This is a genomic window from Pseudomonas sp. KB_15, assembly GCF_052114525.1.
Lineage (GTDB): Bacteria > Pseudomonadota > Gammaproteobacteria > Pseudomonadales > Pseudomonadaceae > Aquipseudomonas.
Window position 1 is genome coordinate 57,769 of the sequence record NZ_JBFREX010000031.1, and the last position, 16,062, is coordinate 73,830.

Here is a 16,062-nt window from a genome sequence, read left to right on the forward strand (position 1 = left end):
TACCTGATCATGTTCGCTTCAGCGACTGCTTCGAGCACCCCGTTGATGGGTGTCCAGCCAACCGCAACACCTGTCGATGAGCCGTACCTGTTGGAAATCGTCAACGTCAGCAAGGGTTTCCCCGGGGTGGTGGCCTTGTCTGACGTACAGCTGCGGGTACGCCCCGGTTCCGTGTTGGCCCTGATGGGCGAGAACGGCGCGGGCAAATCCACCTTGATGAAAATCATCGCCGGCATCTACCAGCCGGACGCCGGCGAACTGCGCCTGCGGGGCAAGCCGGTGGTCTTCGAAACGCCCCTGGCGGCGCTTCAGGCCGGGATCGCGATGATCCATCAGGAGCTCAACCTGATGCCGCACATGAGCATCGCCGAGAACATCTGGATCGGCCGTGAGCAGCTCAACGGTTTCCACATGATCGACCATCGGGAAATGCACCGTTGCACGGCGAAGCTGTTGGAGCGCCTGCGCATCAACCTGGATCCGGAAGAACAGGTCGGCAATCTGAGCATCGCCGAACGGCAGATGGTCGAGATTGCCAAGGCGGTGTCCTACGATTCCGACATCCTGATCATGGACGAACCGACCTCGGCCATCACCGACAAGGAAGTCGCCCACCTGTTTTCGATCATTGCCGATCTCAAGAGCCAGGGCAAAGGCATCATCTACATCACCCACAAAATGAATGAAGTGTTCAGCATCGCCGACGAAGTGGCAGTGTTCCGCGACGGCGCCTACATCGGCCTGCAACGGGCCGACAGCATGGACGGCGATAGCCTGATTTCGATGATGGTCGGGCGTGAACTGAACCAGTTGTTCCCGCTGCGCGAGACGCCGATCGGCGAGCTGCTGCTGTCGGTGCGCGACCTCAAGCTCGATGGCATTTTCAAGGACGTGTCCTTCGATCTGCATGCCGGCGAGATCCTCGGTATTGCCGGATTGATGGGCTCGGGGCGGACCAACGTCGCCGAGGCGATCTTTGGCATCACCCCGAGCGACGGTGGCGAGATTCGCCTCGACGGTGAAGTGGTGCGCATTACCGATCCGCACATGGCCATCGAGAAGGGCTTCGCCCTGTTGACCGAGGATCGCAAGCTCAGCGGCCTGTTCCCGTGTCTGTCGGTGCTGGAGAACATGGAAATGGCGGTGCTGCCGCACTTCGCCGGCCACGGTTTCATCCAGCAAAAAGCCTTGCGCGCCCTGTGCGAAGACATGTGCAAGAAGCTGCGGGTGAAAACCCCGTCGCTCGAGCAATGCATCGACACGCTGTCCGGCGGTAATCAACAGAAGGCATTGTTGGCGCGCTGGCTGATGACCAATCCACGAATCCTGATTCTCGACGAGCCGACCCGCGGCATCGATGTCGGCGCCAAGGCCGAGATCTACCGGCTTATCTCCTACCTCGCCAGCGAAGGCATGGCGGTGATCATGATTTCCTCGGAGCTGCCGGAAGTACTTGGCATGAGTGATCGGGTCATGGTCATGCACGAGGGCGACCTGATGGGTACCCTCGATCGCAGCGAAGCGACTCAGGAGCGAGTGATGCAACTGGCCTCGGGCATGTCCGCGGTTCACTAATGGATGCCGGCACTGGCTCGGCCAGCGTCGACGATGCGATAGAAGGGTGAGTGGTTATGAACGCGATACTGGAAAACAAACCGGCAACGGCACCGGTCAAGAGTCGCCGGCGCTTTCCGACTGAACTGAGTATTTTCCTGGTGCTGATCGGCATCGGCCTGGTGTTCGAGGTGTTCGGCTGGATCGTGCGCGACCAGAGCTTCCTGATGAACTCTCAACGCCTGGTGCTGATGATCTTGCAGGTGTCGATCATTGGCCTGCTGGCGATCGGCGTGACCCAGGTGATCATCACCACTGGCATTGACCTCTCCTCAGGCTCGGTGCTGGCGTTGTCGGCGATGATTGCCGCCAGCCTGGCCCAGACCTCGGACTTCGCCCGTGCGGTGTTCCCGTCCCTGACTGACTTGCCGGTGTGGATTCCAGTGATTGTCGGGCTCGGCGTCGGGCTGCTGGCGGGGGCAATCAACGGCAGCATCATTGCGATCACCGGGATTCCACCGTTCATTGCCACCTTGGGCATGATGGTCTCGGCCCGTGGCCTGGCGCGCTACTACACCGAAGGCCAGCCGGTGAGCATGCTATCGGACTCCTACACGGCCATCGGTCACGGCGCGATGCCGGTGATCATTTTTCTGGTGGTGGCGGTGATCTTCCATATCGCGCTGCGTTACACCAAGTACGGTAAATACACCTACGCCATCGGCGGCAACATGCAGGCGGCGCGTACGTCCGGTATTAATGTCAAACGCCATCTGGTCATCGTCTACAGCATCGCCGGGTTGCTGGCAGGACTGGCGGGTGTGGTAGCTTCGGCCCGTGCCGCCACCGGGCAGGCCGGGATGGGCATGTCCTATGAACTGGATGCGATTGCCGCCGCGGTCATCGGCGGTACCAGCCTGGCGGGCGGGGTGGGGCGCATCACCGGCACCGTCATCGGTGCACTGATCCTTGGGGTGATGGCCAGCGGATTCACCTTCGTCGGGGTCGATGCCTACATCCAGGACATCATCAAAGGCTTGATCATTGTGGTCGCGGTGGTCATCGACCAATACCGCAACAAGCGCAAACTCAAGCGCTGAGTTTGACTGTAAACAGCGAGGGCCTGTTCTGGCTCTCGCTTCGCAATACCCCCCCTCCTGCAAAGTAAAACCTGCTTCTCATCTATTCCAGGCGATCAACTGGTGCATCCGGCAGCGGGCTGCAGGTGCATATTTGAATTGGGTGTATATCCGTTGCTGCGGTCACGGCCACCCAGGGTTTCGCCCTTACGGCGAGTCACTTGGAAGAGCGGAACGCCGCCCGGCCCCAAGTAACCAAGGGCTCTTGCCCCTGGCGTTCGGTGCCTCGCTAAGGCTCGGCATGCCCTCACTCCGGCATCCATGCCGGTTTACCCACTGCGCAGAACCTCCACCCGGCCTCTCGATGGGGCAAGAAAATCAAAAACCAAAGCAACAGCGAGGCGGCCTTATAGCCGACCTGATTGCAGGTCTGTCCGCGATCCTATTGTGGGAGCGAGCCTGCTCGCGATGAACGCCCGGACAACGCGATCATCCAGACAGGGCGCGTTATCGTTGACGTCCATCGCGAGCAGGCTCGCTCCCACAGAGGATCAGGTGCAGCCGTAAAAGTCAGGTCGGCTGTCAGGCCGCCTCGCTTTTGCTTTAGATTTGGGCGCCCCGTTAACCACGATGGCCGGAGTGAGGGCATGCCGAGCCTAAGCGAGGCACCGAGTGGTGGGGCAAAGCCTTTTGCTTACATTTCGGCGTTTGGAAAAGTGAGTCGCCGTAAGGGCGAAACCCTGGGTGGCCGTGACCGCAGCAATGGATATGTACTCCGTCCCCCCCCAATCCAGTTCTTACATACAACCCCATGCTCAAGTGAACAGCATTAGGTTGGGGAGGCTGCCTTGTGACTTTCATGATGTTTAGTCGACATGCCGCACAACACTATTCACTCAACGAAAAACGCCGCTGATTCCTGACTGGAACAGCGGCGTCAATGGTTAGTGCCGGGCGCTATTTATAATGTTTCTCATAGACGGCAACCTGCTCCGGCGTGATCAGTTGGAAGGGTACCCAGACATCCGTCTCGACCGGCTCGCCCTTGATCATTTTGATGGCCGCTTGCAGCGCGGTGGCCGCTTGAGCCTTGGGGTCTTGAAAGACTGAGGCAACCAGCATCCCGCGCTTGATCGCTGCCAGGCCGTCGGGCAGGCCGTCGATGCCGACAATCGCAATCTCGCCCTTGGTTTTGCCGGCCTGCTGCAGTGCCATGGCAGCGCCGATGGCCATCTCGTCATTGTTGGCGACGATGGCATCAAAACTCGTGCCGGCCAGCAGCCAATTGCTGGTCAGGTCCATGCCTTTGTTGCGCTGCCATTCGGCGCTTTGTTGTTCGACAATCCTGATCCCGGGATAGTCCTTGAGCACCTGTTTGACGCCTTCAGTGCGGTCGTGCGTGGAGTTTTGCGCGAGGTCGCCCATGATGATCGCGAGGGTGCCTTTGCCTCCCAGTTTTTCAGCCAGGTAGCGCATTTGCAGTTGGCCGGCCTCAATGTCGTTCGATGCCACGGTGACAACGCCTTTGGGCAGGACGCGTTCGTCCGGGTGGCGGTTGACGTATACCAGTGGCGTCTGTGCTTCGACGGCGGCACGGGTCATGTTGGCGGTGGCGGCGGTGTCCACGGGCAAGACGATGACCGCATCGACCTTCTGGTTGAGAAAGCCCTGGACCTGATTGATCTGGCGAACCACATCGCCTTGGGCGTCCTCGAACTGAATCTGGATGTTTTCCTTTTTGGCGGCTTCCTCCAGGCCGCTGCGCACATAGGTCATGAAGTTGTCGTCGACCCTGGCAATGCTGACACCTATGCGATAGCTGGCGGCGGCCCATTGGCTGAAGACGAGTAGCAGCGTGGCAAAAAGTAGTGTGCAGCGACGCATGATGGTTTTCCTTTTGTTGTTATAAGTCGACATTCATCTTGATCAAGGGTGAGGGTTGCTGGCGCGCGTAGAGTCAACGTCCGAGCGCGCCGCAGGCTCCTCAATCCAGCGTGAACGCTTGCCGGAAACGTTCGAGTGCCGCTTCGCTGTCGCCGCTGGCCCAGCCTTCAAGCCCGACGACACCGGTGTATCCCATGCCGAACAAGGCTTTGGCAATGGCCGGGTAATGGATTTCGCCGGTGCCCGGTTCCATGCGCCCGGGGACGTCAGCGACCTGGATTTCACCAATGGCGCTGCCCGCGCGCTGGATCAGTTCGATCAGGTTCCCTTCGCCAATCTGCGCATGGTAAAGGTCCAGGTTCATCTTCAAATGTGGGCTGCCCACAGCCTCGATCAACGCCAGGGTATCGTCGGCGCGAGCGAACGGCGTGCCGGGGTGGTCCACCTCGGTATTGAGGTTTTCCAGAAGAAACACCCGGCCGGCGTCTTCGCCCAGGCGAGCGATYTTTTCCAGGGTCTTGCAGGCGCTCAACCACATGCGTCCGGTGGTATGRGCCACGGGTTTTACTGGTAAACCCTTATCGCCCAGGCCCGTGCCATGCAGGTTGAGACTCGGGCAATTCAGCTGGGCGGCAACGGCCAGCGATTCCCGTGCGCTGTCGAGCAGGTGCTGGATGTCTTCGGGATCGGTCAGGTTGCCCGAGATGTAACCCGTCATGGAGGTGAAATCAGCGCCGGTCGCGACCAGGGCGGGAATGTCTTTGGTCGTCCAGCTCCAGATTTCGGCGCTGAAGCCCAGTGCGTGTATGCGTTTGACCCGTTCGGTGAACGGCAGGTCGAGGAAGACCATTTCGGCACTGATCGCCAGTTTGAACGGAGTGAAACTCATGAATGGGCTCCTTGCACGCGCACCGCTTTGCCTTGCTGGAAGGACTCGATACACGCCCGGGCAATGGCCAGTGCCGCGCGGGCATCTTCACCGCTGGCGAGTGGTTTTTCACCGCTGCGCAGGCAGTCGACAAAGTGATTGAGCTCGGCCACGTAGGCATCACGCAACAGGTCGGTGTCCAGACGCTGGGTGTCTGCCTGGATGCCATCGGCCAGGTAGCGAACCAGATCAGAGTCATTGACGCTGCCCATGCTCAGCATGCCGGCGCTGCCGAACACTTCGCCCCGAACGTCGTAGCCATATACCGCCTGGAAATTCGCCTCGGCGGTGGCGATGGCGCCGTTGTCGAAACGGATCGTGACCACGGCGGTGTCCAGAAACCCTTTGTTCTTGTAGTCCGGTGCAATCAGCGCATCGGCCATGACAAAAACCTCAACCGCTTCGGCACCGGGATTGAGGTAGCGCAGGGTATCGAAGTCATGAATCAGGGTTTCGAGGAAAATCACCCACTGCGGCGAAGCGGCCGGATTGTTCAGCGCCGGATCGCGAGTCAACGAGCGCAGCAATTGCGGCGTACCGATCCGGCCGGCGACCACATCCAGGTGGGCTGTGCGGAAGCTTTTGGCAAAGCGGCGGTTGAAGCCGACTTGCAGCGTCACCTGTGCGTCAGCAGCGGCGGCGATGGCGCGGTCGGCTTCGTCCAGTGTGATGGCCATGGGTTTTTCACAAAACACGCTTTTGCCGGCGCGGGCCGCACTGATCACCAATTCGGCATGGCTGCGGGCCGGGGCGGCGATCAGTACGGCGTCGATTTCCGGGTCCTCAAGCAGTTGCTGTGGATCGGTGTAGACCCGCTGTACACCCAACTCTGCGGCGAGGCGAGCGGCCTGGCCAGGTGTCGGGTCGGCGATGGCGGCCAGGCAGGCACCGGGAATGTGCCGGGCGGCCGTCAGGCCGTGAAAGCTGCCCATGCGGCCAGCACCGATGAGGCCGAGGCGGGTGATCTTGGATGTACTCATGAAATGACTCCCTTTTATTGTTGTTCAATGACTCGACAGCAGGAATGCCCTCGCTGGTACGAAGCCAGGAGCAAGGGCTGTGCCAATATTTATCTAATTGATATTTAAGGAGTTACTAAACGCTTATTGAAATATGTGTTCATTCTGATGACATGTCTATACTGACATGTCGAAAATATGAACATAGGAGCAAATGGTGATCCCACAGCCAATGGCCTTCAGCGTGCAAGACCTCGATTACATTACGGCGCTCGGTCCGACGTCGTTAAGCGAAGGACCCATCGCTGAGCTGGAGCAAGCCTGGCTGGCGTGTCTGAGTGGTTGCACCGATCGACCTGCCGGGGTCAGGCAGATCATTTGGGACTCCTGGTTGCGCAGCGTCAGTGCCGGCCTCGATCCCGATGATGGCCAATACCGTTTTGTCACCCCTGACGTCCTGGCCGCAACACTGGCGGCCAATCGTGTGCTGATCACCGCGGCGGCGGAGGTCATGCGAGGGTTGCTCGCCTACAACCCCCGAGGCCATATCAATCTGACCGATGCCGAAGGGACGACGCTGTATTTCTGCGGCCTGGACCTCACCCCGGTGGGCAGCCGGCTGCTGGAGTCGGTGCAGGGCACCAACTGCACGGGGCTGGCGCTTGCCGAAGACCGATTGGTGTATGTACTGGCAGAGGAAAACTTCGGGGTCGCCCTGCGTCGGCGACGCATGCATTGTGCCGCCGCGCCGATCCGGGATGCCCAGGGCCGGACACTGGCCATGCTGACCCTGACCGCAGAGCCCGGCTGGTTTCATTTCCATACTCTGGGCACCGTCCAGGCCGCAGCCGAAGCGGTTTCGCGGCAAATGGCGCTGCAGGCCTTGCTGGAAGAACAACAAACCGTGCTTGAAGTGCTGAACGAGGGACTGGTGGTGCTGGATGAGCGCGGCTGCATCAAGGCACTCAATCGCTATGCCCGGCAATTGTTTCGCGTGGGCCTGGATTTGCTGGGTAGTCCGTTCCAGCGTCTGGGCCGGAGCGAACTGACCAATGAGATTCTGCTGCGCGGCGGGGAAGGGCAGCAGAATGAAGGGATAAGAGATCTGGATTGCACCTTTGAATTGCATGATCGCAGCCACCTGGCGTGCCTGGTGTCCGTGTGTTCACTGGAGCAGGGCGGGCGCATCGTCTCGCTGCGGGAGAACCGACGCATCCGGGAAATTACCCGACGGATAATCGGCACTCAGGCCAGCTACACCTTCGAAACCATTCAGGGCAGTTCGCGAGCCATTCAGGATGCGTTGCACTTGGGACGGATCGCCAGTCGCAGTGACTCGACCACACTGATCCTGGGCGAAAGCGGCACCGGCAAGGAGTTGTTCGCCCAGGCGATTCATAACGGCAGCGACCGGTGCGGTGGTCCGTTTGTGGCGGTCAATTGCGGGGCCATTCCGCGAGATCTGGTGCAGAGCGAATTGTTCGGGCATGTCGAGGGCGCCTTCACCGGATCGGCCCGCGGCGGTTCGGCCGGCAAGTTCGAATTGGCCGATGGCGGAACGATCTTCCTCGATGAAATCGGTGACATGTCGTTTGATGYCCAGGTCAGCCTGCTGCGCGTCTTGCAGGAAGGCGAGGTGACACGCGTGGGCGCGAAAAAATCGCAGCAGGTGAACGTGCGCATCATCGCGGCCACCCACCGCAACTTGAGTCAGGCGGTGGCCGAGGGTGCATTCCGCGAGGATCTTTACTACCGGCTCAACGTTCTTAATCTGACGGTTCCGCCGCTGCGGATGCGCCGGGACGATGTGCCGTTGCTGGCGCGACATTTTCTCAGCCGGTGTGCGCGCTCACTGCGCAAATCGGTGCAGGGACTTTCGCCAGAGGCGCTGGAAATTCTGTCGGCCTACCACTGGCCGGGTAATGTTCGCGAACTGGAAAACACCATTGAACGGGCGACCAACCTGGCGGTGACCGAACTGATCCAGCCGGGTGATCTACCGCTTGAAATCAAGCAAAGGCAGCGGCCGTCGGCGCCGGGAAGTTTGCCCGAACCCCGGGCCGCCCTGGACCTTGGTGCCCATGAAATGAATGCGATCATTGCGGCCCTGAAGGATACCCGCGGCAACATTCGCTTGGCCGCCAAACTGCTGAATGTTTCTCGTGGCGGGTTGTACAACAAGATGAATCGGTTCGGCCTGAGTGCCGAGGTTTTTCGTTCGGACCCCAGCCTGTGACGGGACTGCTCAGGCCGTCAGCCTCGAGCGTTTTCCGAGGTCATGATCTGCAACGGAATATGGACCCGATGCCGGACTGAATCGAAGTCCGGCGTGGTCTGCAGTTCGACCAGCAAGTCGACCAGCGCTGCCGCCAGCAATCGCGGTTGGGAATCGATGACCAGGCTGATCAAGCCCTGATCCAGGGCTTGCCGCGACAACTCGGTCGACTCCTGCAGGATGCAGCAGAGGTTCGGCCGCTTCGGTAACTGCGACAGGGCACTGATGATGCCGTCGCCGCCCCCGCCGACCACGCACAAACCCCGCAAGTCGTCATGGCGCGCGACAAGTTCCAGCGTCGCCTCTTCGGTGATGTCGCAGTTGTCCAGATTGATCACCGCTTCAAGCAGCCGCAACCCGGGTGCACGTTCCGCCAGGTAACTGCGCAGCCCCTCCACCCGAGCCTGATGGCCGAGAAAACGGTGACCGCCGAGCAAGACCCCGATGCTGCCTTTGCGTGCGCCACACGTGTGAGCCATCAGCCAGCCCATGGTGCGCCCGACCTCATGATTATCCTGGCCGACGTAAGGCTCATTCGCTGCCTCATGGATGTCGGACAGCAGGGCGATCACCGGTACACCCGCTGCTCTGATCTGAGCGATGGCAGCATTGATCAGCGGGTGAGCGAAGCTGACCACCGCCAGGCCATCGCACTGCACCGCCAGTTGTTCGATCTGGGCAATGATGGCGCCGGGTGTGCGATCGAAAACGTATTCGAATTGGCAGCTCAGGTTGGCGCCGGCGTGACGCTGCGCCGCCTCGGTGATGGCGGCGGCAACGTTGGCATAGAACGCCTGGGCAGTACCGAGCAGCAGGATGCCGAAACGATAGCTGGGACGCCGTTCGCGGATCCGCTGGCCGATCAGCCGGGCTGCGAAATAACCGACCGCTTCGGCGGCCTGGAAGACTTGCTCGGCGGTAGCCGGGCTGACCGGAGCCCTGGCGTTGAGCACCCGGTCCACAGTGGCGACACTCAACCGAGCGTGCTCGGCGACCGTGGCGATGGTTGGGCGTTTAGTGTTGTTCATGACAGGCCCCACAGGCGCTTTGATAGAAAACTATCAAGCTTCAATGGGCCTGGATGATAGCTTGATAGGGAATGTATTCAAGGGCTTGAGGGTAATCTTTGTGCTCTCTATCTTTTCTCCAGCGATGTGATCCCGCATCGAAGCAAGTGCCTTAAACCATCAAGCTTGCGGAGAACAATAAAATGCCTGAACAACACGCAGCATCTGAAAACTCCGGTAAACCCGTGCCTCGGGATTATCGGTTGACGGGTCCCGAAGCCGCTAAAGCCGCGCAAAAAGGCCTGGTCTCGGCCAACTGGTATCAATCACCCATTCCCCGTAAACGCCTGAAGGAGTTAATGCAGCGCCGCGACGGCCCGGCTTTGCGCGATATCGCGATCTGGCTGCTGGCGATGGTCGTGACCGGGTTCGGCGGTTATTGGTTCTGGGGCTCATGGGCCTGTGTTCCGTTCTTCTTCGTCTATGGCCTGCTTTACGGCACGGCGTCCAATGCCCGTTGGCACGAAGCAGGTCACGGGACGGCATTCAAAACCCGCTGGATGAATGATGCGGTCTACCAGCTGTCGAGCTTCATGTTCATGTTCGAACCCCAGGTCTGGCGCTGGAGCCACGCACGGCACCACACCGACACCATCATCGTCGGTCGCGACCCTGAGATCGTCGAGCCGCGTCCGCCGAGCCTGATCAATATGGTGCTGAGCTTTTTCAGGATGCCTTACGCGTTGAAGACGATGGGGTCTGTCTGCCGGCATGCAGTCGGGCGGATGGATGAAGAAGAGCAGACGTTCATCCCCGAATCCGAGTGGCCCAAGGTGGCAAGGGACGCGCGTGTCTGGCTGGCGATTTATGGGCTTGTCCTGGGCGCCGCACTGTATTTGCAGAGCTGGTTGCCGCTGATGTTCATCGGCCTTCCGACTCTCTATGGCGGCTGGTTGTCCTACCTGTTCGGCCTTACGCAGCATGTCGGTCTGGCCGAAGACGTACTCGATCACCGTAGCAACTGCCRCACGATTTACATGAACCCGGTACTGCGTTTCATGTACCTCAACATGAACTATCACCTGGAACACCACATGTATCCGATGGTGCCTTTTCATGCGCTGGCGCAGCTTCACGAAGAAATCCGCCACGACTGCCCGCCGCCTTACACCAGCCTGTACGAGGCCTTCAGGGAAATCATCCCGACGATCTGGAAACAGCGCAAAGACCCGAACTATCACATCCGTCGGCCTTTACCACCGCGCGTAGAACCTGCCGCAACCGTCCAGGCAGAAGCTGAAGTCACGCCGGCCTGACACCTTCCTGGCTGTACCACTACAAGAGAAAATGCCATGACCGATCAATGGATCGATGTATGTGCCGTGGGCGAAATAAATGAAGAGGATGTCATTCGTTTCGACCATGGCCCGCACACCTATGCCGTCTACCGCTCTGCAGACGACGAGTTCTTCGCCACCGCGGGCCTGTGCACCCACGAGTCCATCCACCTCGCCGATGGCCTGGTGATGGAGCATGTCATCGAGTGCCCCAAGCACAATGGACGCTTCGACTACCGCTCCGGTAAAGCCCTTGGCGCACCGGTGTGCGTCAACCTCAAGACCTATCCGGTGCGGGTCGAGGCGGGGCGTGTCCTGCTCGCAATCACGGTTTAATCGCAGGGAGTCTGTGCCATGAGTTCTATCAATGCTCCACTGGTCATCGTCGGCGCCGGGCATGCAGGTGGCCGCGCGGCGCTGACCCTGCGGGCTGAAGGTTATAGCGGTCGCCTGATCCTGATCGGCGACGAATCCCACCCGCCCTACGAACGTCCGCCGCTGTCCAAAGGGCTGTTACAGGGCGCGGTTGAACTGACAGGTTGCAGTTTGTGCGATAGCGCTCAACTCGCTGCACTGGACATCGAGCACCTGGCCGGTAACCCGGTGAAAAACCTCGATCCGCAGCAGCATCGATTGCAGTTGGCCGATGGCAGTTGGTTGCATTACGCCCGTCTGTTGCTCGCGACCGGGGGCAGGGCGCGACTGTTGCCTTCGGTGCCTGAGCATCTGCCCAACGTACTTTATCTGAGAACCCATGATGAGGCGGTTGCACTGCGAGATTCGCTGCGGCCAGGCGCCCGATTGGTGATCATCGGCGGCGGCTTCATCGGCCTCGAAGTTGCCGCGACCGCCCGTGCCCTGGGTTGCACGGTGACCTTGCTCGAAGCCGGGCCGCGCCTGGCAGGTCGCGTCCTGCCGGAGCGATTGTCCAGTGTCCTGCTGGAATTGCATCGCCGTCAGGGCGTGGACGTCCGGCTGAACGTGGCGATTGAAACGGTGCAGGGCTCCACCCGCGCTGAAGCGGTGCAACTGGTCGACGGCCAGTTGTTGTCCTGCGACCTGATCGTGGTGGGCATCGGTATGCAACCCAACACCGAGTTGGCCGTGGCCGCCGGGTTGGAAGTTGGTCAGGGCATTCGCGTCGATGCACAACTGCGCACCAGTGCGCCGGACATCTTCGCAGCAGGCGACGTCTGTGAGTTTCGTCTGCACCCGCAAGGGGGGTTCCAGCGTCAGGAAACCTGGCGCAACGCTGAAACCCAAGGCCGTCACGCCGCTCTGAACCTGCTGGGGGGCGAGCAGCCCTTCGACGTCATTCCCGGCTTTTGGTCCGATCAGTACGACTGGGGGCTGCAAACCGTGGGCATCATCGCCAACACCGAACCGACGGTGAGCCGGACAACCCCGGGTGGTGGTTTCCTGTTGTTCTACCTCGATGCCGAACTACGTCTGCTAGGGGCTTGCGGCTGGGGTCAGGGTAATAGCGTCGCCAAGGACATCAAGTTGTGCGAACGCCTGATCACCCACCATAACCCTCTCTCGGTGGTCGCTTTAGCCGATGCCGATGTATCACTCAAACAATTGTTGAGGAGCTGACATGCGCGAATTCCTGGTGTTTCAGTCCTTGTGGGCCATGCAAGATCATCGTGGCCAATGCGACCTTTCCATTGAAGCGCAACTGGAGAAAATCGCCGCCGCCGGTTTCGACGGGGTCACCGACCATTTCTGGGTCGCACCACAGGCTGCACGCCTGAGCGCCGCCGCCAAGGCGCAAGGCCTGCAAGTCGAAGGTCAACTGTTTCCCCGGACCGTGGATGATCTGGCGGCCGCGCTCGATGTCGTCTCCCGCTACGGCTGCCACCACCTCACGCTACAGGCAGACGTCCGGCCGCGTACGCTGGCACAAGCCATTGAATTGATCGAAGGCTGGCAGCGTCTGGCCGAGCAGGTGGACTTTCCGATCCTGCTGGAAACCCACCGTTATCGCCTCACCAGCGACCTGTTGTTCACTCTCGACATTCTCGCGCAAATGCCCGACCTCAAACTGTTGGCTGACTTGTCCCACTACGTCGTGGGCCGGGAATTGCCTGAGTCGGCTACCGCTGAAGACGACGAACAGATCCTTACCATCCTGCGCCACAGTTGGGGCTTTCACGGCCGGGTCGCCAATGGCGAACAGGTTCAGGTGCCCTTGAGCTTCGCCCAGCATCGACCCTGGCTGGACCGATTCCTGGGCTGGTGGCGCTACGGGATCGAGGATTGGCTGGCCCGCCCGAACACACCTGCCAGTCTGTCCTTCACCTGTGAACTCGGCCCGCCACCTTATGCGATAACAGGGGCTGACGGGCGTGACATAACGGATCGCTGGGCTGAGGCATTGATGTTGAAGGAGCTGATGCGTGGCGTTTGGAGCGACTGCAAGGTGCGAGCGGCCATGTCAAAAGTTTGATTTCACCGATCAGGTCATCAACCGCCGCGAGTATGCACTCGATCGTTGTTTCATCGATGAATCTGCCGTCCCGGATTTTTTGATTGACTCCGGGAATGACGATCCGGGGGCAACTGATCACTCTGGAAAGCGTGGCCGAAAGCGTTTCGCGCAGTTGAGACTGGGCACGTACTCCCCCGAGCAGGTCCGGTAAAGAGGTCATGATCAGTACGGGGGTAGGTAGCAATGTCGAAATATCCAGAAATTTTCCGTGTCGACGCGGGTTTCTGACTGGACTTGTTCAAACTATTTTCCGGAATGCATGGCAGTCACCCTGTAACTGAGCTTTTCTAATGACTCTGACGACGCGTGATCGACCAGCAGGTTTCCGTGGAGAGCAATCGATGCCTACCTTCCAAAAGCGTGTCCGGTTGTTCTCTCTCGGTTTAGCCATAGGCGTATTCGCCATCCCGCTGCACGCCGCACAAGCTCCTCCTCCCAATCCGCCTGCGGTGCAACTGGAATCCAAGGCGCTGGATGTTCTAAAAGGAATGAGTGCCAGGCTCGCGGGCACTCAGGGCATGAGTTTCAAAGCCGTCACGACCTACGAAAAACCCAGCCGGCTAGGGCCTCCCTTGGCCTATGGCACGGTGGCCCTGGTCAACGTGCAACGACCGGATCGCCTTCGTGTGTTGACTTCCGGCGACGGTCCGGCAACCGAGTTTTACTACAACGGCAAAAAAGCCTATGCCTTTGAACGTAAAAACAACTTGCTGGCCCAAGCGGACGCGCCTCCAACCATTGATGCGACCCTGGAAGCCGCGTACCGGCGTGCCGCCATCTATTTTCCGTTTACCGACGTGATCGTCGCCGATCCCTACAAGGATTTGTCCCGGGATATGCGCGTGGCGTTTTACATCGGCCAAAGTACGGTCGTCGGTGACACCACCACCGATGTGATCGCCTACACCAGCGACAGCGTGTTCGTCCAGGCATGGATCGGCGTGCAGGACAAGTTGCCACGCCGGTTGCGCGCGGTGTTTCTCGATGATCCGACACGATCCCGGCATCAAGTCGATTTCAGTGACTGGAAGCTCCGGTCGGCGATGTCTGCGGATTTTTTCAAGCCTGACCACATTGAAACGGCGCACCACATTCAGTTTGCCCCACCGCCCGATCTTCGTGCCCCGCAGGGGGTAAAAGAGCCCGTGGCGAAACCCTGAACAAGGAGACTGACCCATGAACAGATCTACCTTGAAAATCGCAGGCCTGTTTGTCGCGGTGCTCACCTGCAACGAAGCAGCGGCCTGGTCCCACGCTTCCGGCTTCGGGCGCGCTTCCGGAGGAGGGGGCTCATGGAGTCATTCGGGTGAATACGGCTCGGCCTCGGGCGGTGGCGGCAGTTGGAGTGGCGAAAGTAATCGCGGCGGTTCGGCTTCCGGAGGAGAGGGGAGCTGGAGCGGCTCAGGCTATCGTGGCGGCTCGGCGTCCGGTGGCGAAGGCTCCTGGCACGGCACTGGTGCGGAAGGTGGAACGGCTTCGGGTGGCGAAGGTGCCTGGCATGCGCAAGGTGAAAATGGCGCCACCGCCGCTGGCTATCACGCGGATGGCTATGGCACGACGGCTTACCGACCACCCGTTTATGGCGCAACCGCTTACCATGCCGTGCCTTACGGGACCGCTTACTACCATCCGCCAACCGCTGTGATTGCCAGTAGTGGCTGCTACAACTGTGGCTATAACGAGGGAGTCAATCCGGCAGCTGCCGCTGCGGCGGGCGTGGTCGTCGGTGAAGCAGCAGCGACGGTCGTCGACGGGAACGCCAGCTATAACGCCGGCATGGTGGCTTCCGCACCACCGACAATGCCCATGGGGGCGACGTACGCCTCACTGCCTCCAGGATGTGGCTTGATAAGCTTCTCCAATACCACGTATTACCAGTGCGGCAATTCCTGGTTGCGACCGTCCTATGGCGCCAACGGAGTTTTTTACACCGTTGTGCCGATGCCTTGATCCCTTGGCTGAAGCAGTCAAAAGATCGAATGCTGCGCCCCCGAAGCATTCCACCCTTCTCCCAAGCAGATGAACTATTGGTTTATCGAGTGGGCAAGTCGCTGTACGAGACTCGGCGTATCGACGATCTGCTTTCGCGCATGATCGACGCGGCCACGGCCGCTCCTCTCAGGTAAGCGATGGCCATGACATGGACCACTACGCTGCGGACGTTGCCGCGTTGGCACAGCAACTGAACCTGCGCAACGCTGTACATATCGGCCACTCGACCGGTGGCGGGGAGGCGACGCGCTATGTCGCCAGGCATGGCCAGTTGCACAAGCACGTGGCCAAACTGATTTTGATTGGCGCCCCTACAGTCGAGGCAAAATCTGGTGCTCGCACACCTCGTAGTTAAGCAATTTCAGCCGCGACACCCTTTGTAGCAGCTGCCGAGCCCGCGAGGCTGCGTTCGGCTGCTAAGCAGTCGCAAAATCAGTAATCGCGGTACGTCAGGCAGGCCGCGTCAGCTGGACTCACGGCTGCTATGCAGCCGAACGCAGCCTCGCGGGCTCGGCAGCTGCTACAGATCGCATTACCGCTTAACTGACTGGCATTA

General features: G+C 60.0%; 13 protein-coding genes and 1 pseudogene. 10 read left to right on the forward strand and 4 right to left on the reverse strand.

Annotated elements, in window-relative coordinates:
- Positions 1-9 precede the first annotated feature (9 nt).
- Together AB4Z35_RS21375 and AB4Z35_RS21380 are read left to right on the forward strand one after the other, a co-directional pair.
- Positions 10-1,575: a sugar ABC transporter ATP-binding protein gene (locus AB4Z35_RS21375; RefSeq protein WP_442099266.1), complete on the forward strand. Its 1,566-nt coding sequence runs from the start codon at positions 10-12 to the stop codon at positions 1,573-1,575.
- Positions 1,576-1,631: 56 nt separating this feature from the next.
- Positions 1,632-2,654 (forward strand): ABC transporter permease, encoded by a 1,023-nt coding sequence (locus AB4Z35_RS21380; protein WP_007986627.1) that lies wholly within the window; start codon positions 1,632-1,634, stop codon positions 2,652-2,654.
- A gap of 936 nt (positions 2,655-3,590) precedes the next feature.
- On the opposite strand, the gene AB4Z35_RS21385 is transcribed toward AB4Z35_RS21380, so the two are convergent.
- The 3 genes from AB4Z35_RS21385 to AB4Z35_RS21395 all read right to left on the reverse strand — a co-directional run bounded on the left by AB4Z35_RS21385 (position 3,591) and on the right by AB4Z35_RS21395 (position 6,425).
- On the reverse strand, positions 3,591-4,517 hold the full coding sequence (locus AB4Z35_RS21385; RefSeq protein WP_442099268.1) for a sugar ABC transporter substrate-binding protein: 927 nt from the start codon (positions 4,515-4,517) through the stop codon (positions 3,591-3,593).
- A gap of 100 nt (positions 4,518-4,617) precedes the next feature.
- Positions 4,618-5,406 (reverse strand): TIM barrel protein, encoded by a 789-nt coding sequence (locus tag AB4Z35_RS21390; RefSeq protein WP_108228864.1) that lies wholly within the window; start codon positions 5,404-5,406, stop codon positions 4,618-4,620.
- Entirely contained in the window at positions 5,403-6,425 is a 1,023-nt protein-coding gene (locus tag AB4Z35_RS21395) for a Gfo/Idh/MocA family oxidoreductase (protein ID WP_442099270.1), read from the reverse strand. Before AB4Z35_RS21395 ends, AB4Z35_RS21390 begins: the two co-directional genes overlap by 4 nt.
- 193 nt (positions 6,426-6,618) lie before the next feature.
- Between AB4Z35_RS21395 and AB4Z35_RS21400 the strand changes: the two genes are divergently transcribed.
- Positions 6,619-8,640: a sigma-54 interaction domain-containing protein gene (locus AB4Z35_RS21400; RefSeq protein WP_442099272.1), complete on the forward strand. Its 2,022-nt coding sequence runs from the start codon at positions 6,619-6,621 to the stop codon at positions 8,638-8,640.
- A gap of 17 nt (positions 8,641-8,657) precedes the next feature.
- Here AB4Z35_RS21400 and AB4Z35_RS21405 read toward each other — a convergent pair whose 3' ends face one another.
- Complete coding sequence (locus AB4Z35_RS21405) at positions 8,658-9,707, reverse strand: substrate-binding domain-containing protein (protein ID WP_442099274.1); 1,050 nt, start codon at positions 9,705-9,707, stop codon at positions 8,658-8,660.
- Positions 9,708-9,889: 182 nt separating this feature from the next.
- Between AB4Z35_RS21405 and AB4Z35_RS21410 the strand changes: the two genes are divergently transcribed.
- The 7 genes and pseudogenes from AB4Z35_RS21410 to AB4Z35_RS21440 all read left to right on the forward strand — a co-directional run.
- Positions 9,890-11,002 carry a fatty acid desaturase family protein gene (locus AB4Z35_RS21410; RefSeq protein WP_442099275.1) on the forward strand — a complete coding sequence of 371 codons (1,113 nt, stop codon included), beginning with the start codon at positions 9,890-9,892 and terminating at the stop codon, positions 11,000-11,002.
- A 36-nt stretch (positions 11,003-11,038) separates the two neighbouring features.
- Positions 11,039-11,359 (forward strand): MocE family 2Fe-2S type ferredoxin, encoded by a 321-nt coding sequence (locus tag AB4Z35_RS21415; protein ID WP_007994296.1) that lies wholly within the window; start codon positions 11,039-11,041, stop codon positions 11,357-11,359.
- Positions 11,360-11,377: 18 nt separating this feature from the next.
- Positions 11,378-12,619 (forward strand): NAD(P)/FAD-dependent oxidoreductase, encoded by a 1,242-nt coding sequence (locus tag AB4Z35_RS21420; protein WP_442099277.1) that lies wholly within the window; start codon positions 11,378-11,380, stop codon positions 12,617-12,619.
- A 1-nt stretch (position 12,620) separates the two neighbouring features.
- On the forward strand, positions 12,621-13,472 hold the full coding sequence (locus AB4Z35_RS21425) for a sugar phosphate isomerase/epimerase (RefSeq protein WP_442099279.1): 852 nt from the start codon (positions 12,621-12,623) through the stop codon (positions 13,470-13,472).
- Positions 13,473-13,855: 383 nt separating this feature from the next.
- A complete protein-coding gene (locus AB4Z35_RS21430) occupies positions 13,856-14,674 on the forward strand; it encodes a DUF2092 domain-containing protein (RefSeq protein ID WP_442099280.1) in 819 nt (272 codons plus the stop codon).
- Positions 14,675-14,690: 16 nt separating this feature from the next.
- Complete coding sequence (locus tag AB4Z35_RS21435) at positions 14,691-15,464, forward strand: hypothetical protein (protein ID WP_442099282.1); 774 nt, start codon at positions 14,691-14,693, stop codon at positions 15,462-15,464.
- 76 nt (positions 15,465-15,540) lie between these two features.
- Positions 15,541-15,816, forward strand: a pseudogene (locus tag AB4Z35_RS21440) (alpha/beta fold hydrolase); the annotation flags it as partial.
- Positions 15,817-16,062: the final 246 nt, after the last annotated feature.

Coding starts and splice junctions, on each gene's coding strand:
- AB4Z35_RS21420 (WP_442099277.1), top strand. CDS start 11,378: ATGAGTTCTATCAATGCTCCACTGGTCATCGTCGGCGCCGGGCATGCA.
- AB4Z35_RS21380 (WP_007986627.1), top strand. CDS start 1,632: ATGAACGCGATACTGGAAAACAAACCGGCAACGGCACCGGTCAAGAGT.
- AB4Z35_RS21395 (WP_442099270.1), bottom strand. CDS start 6,425: ATGAGTACATCCAAGATCACCCGCCTCGGCCTCATCGGTGCTGGCCGC.
- AB4Z35_RS21435 (WP_442099282.1), top strand. CDS start 14,691: ATGAACAGATCTACCTTGAAAATCGCAGGCCTGTTTGTCGCGGTGCTC.
- AB4Z35_RS21425 (WP_442099279.1), top strand. CDS start 12,621: ATGCGCGAATTCCTGGTGTTTCAGTCCTTGTGGGCCATGCAAGATCAT.
- AB4Z35_RS21415 (WP_007994296.1), top strand. CDS start 11,039: ATGACCGATCAATGGATCGATGTATGTGCCGTGGGCGAAATAAATGAA.
- AB4Z35_RS21385 (WP_442099268.1), bottom strand. CDS start 4,517: ATGCGTCGCTGCACACTACTTTTTGCCACGCTGCTACTCGTCTTCAGC.
- AB4Z35_RS21375 (WP_442099266.1), top strand. CDS start 10: ATGTTCGCTTCAGCGACTGCTTCGAGCACCCCGTTGATGGGTGTCCAG.
- AB4Z35_RS21405 (WP_442099274.1), bottom strand. CDS start 9,707: ATGAACAACACTAAACGCCCAACCATCGCCACGGTCGCCGAGCACGCT.
- AB4Z35_RS21430 (WP_442099280.1), top strand. CDS start 13,856: ATGCCTACCTTCCAAAAGCGTGTCCGGTTGTTCTCTCTCGGTTTAGCC.